Here is a 1,486-nt window from a genome sequence, read left to right on the forward strand (position 1 = left end):
TGCCGTCGGCGGCGGCGGCCGCGAAGACCGAGCACACGCTCACGCCCGACGTCCTGGTGGTCGGCGCCGGCCCCTCCGGCCTGGCGGCAGCGAGGGATCTCGCTCGGGCCGGGCTCGACGTCCTGGTGGTCGACGACCGGGCGAAGCTCGGCGGCCAGTTCTTCAAGCAGCCGAGCACCGGCCTGCCGGTGGACGAGCGCGAGCTGGACGGCCAGTACCTCAGCGGGCGCAAGCTGATGGACGAGGCCGTCTCGGCCGGGATCACCGCCCTCACCGGCGTGACGGTCTGGGCGGCCTTCGAGCCCGACCGCTTCATGGCGCGGTCGGCCGATGAGCGCTGGGTGATCGCGCCGAAGCGGGTGATCCTCGCGACCGGAGCCTTCGAGCGCGGCGTGCCCGTGCCCGGGTGGACCCTGCCGGGTGTCATGACCACCGGTGCCGGGCAGACGCTGCTGCGCTCGTACCAGGTCTCGGCGGGCGATCGCGTGCTGATCGCCGGGAACGGGCCGTTGAACATCCAGCTCGCGGCCGAGCTCTCGCGGGCGGGCGTGCGCATCGTCGGCCTCGTAGAGGCGTCGAGGATGCTGTCGCCGGCGCGGCTCCTCTCCGGAGTGCGGATGGGCCTGAACTCCCCGGGCCTCACCCTCGACGGCGTGAAGTACCTGGCGGGTCTGGCCGCCAGGCGCGTCCCCCTGATCACGGGATCGGTGATCGAACGGCTCGAGGGCGATCCCGTGACCGGCGTCCGACGGGCGACGGTCGCGGGGGTGGATGCCGAGGGGCGGCCGACGGGTCGTCGGCGCGCGTTCGACGTGGATGCCGTCTGCCTCGGCTACGGGTTCCTCCCGAGCAACGATCTCGCCCGCAGTCTCGGCTGCGCGCACGACTTCGATGCCGCGCTCGGGAGCCTCGTCACCCGGACCGACGCCACCGGGCGCACCTCCATCCCGACGGTGTGGTCGATCGGCGACAGCGCCGGCGTGCGCGGCGCGAAGTTCGCTCAGGCCCAGGGCGCCCTCGCAGCCGCCGCGGTCGCCTCCGAACTACTCGAGCGCCACGTGCTGCCCGATGCCGCTGCTCGGAGGGCCGCGCGCCGGAACCTCGCGTTCCAGCGGGGCGTGCAGGGCATGTTCGCGGCCCCGGTGCTCACCGATCAGCTCGCGGAGCCCGAGACGGTGGTCTGCCGGTGCGAGAGCGTCACACACGCCGAGGTCTCCGAGGCGATGTCGGATCGGACCTCCTCACCGGGATCGGTCAAGCGGATCACCCGTGCGGGCATGGGCAAGTGCCAGGGCCGCTACTGCGGACCGGTGCTGACGGCGATGCAGGAGCGCCGTACGGGCTCGCCGATCGGCGAACGATCCGGTTTCGCCCCGCAGGCGCCGGTCAAACCGGTCCCCCTCATCGATGTCGCCGCCCCGCCGCAGAACACCGCGTAGCGCTTCCGGGCGGGCCTGTCGCGCGACCGCGGCGGACGGGCCCGCCC

1 protein-coding gene is annotated in these 1,486 nt (G+C 73.6%); it reads left to right on the forward strand.

Annotated elements, in window-relative coordinates; translation table 11 throughout:
- Positions 1–1,439, forward strand: a 1,439-nt coding sequence (locus tag ACFPZL_RS13120; protein WP_382335812.1) for an FAD-dependent oxidoreductase, incomplete at its 5' end; no start/stop codon positions are given.
- Positions 1,440–1,486 lie beyond the last annotated feature (47 nt).

It is taken from the genome of Leucobacter soli, from assembly GCF_042659205.1.
Lineage (GTDB): Bacteria > Actinomycetota > Actinomycetes > Actinomycetales > Microbacteriaceae > Leucobacter > Leucobacter soli.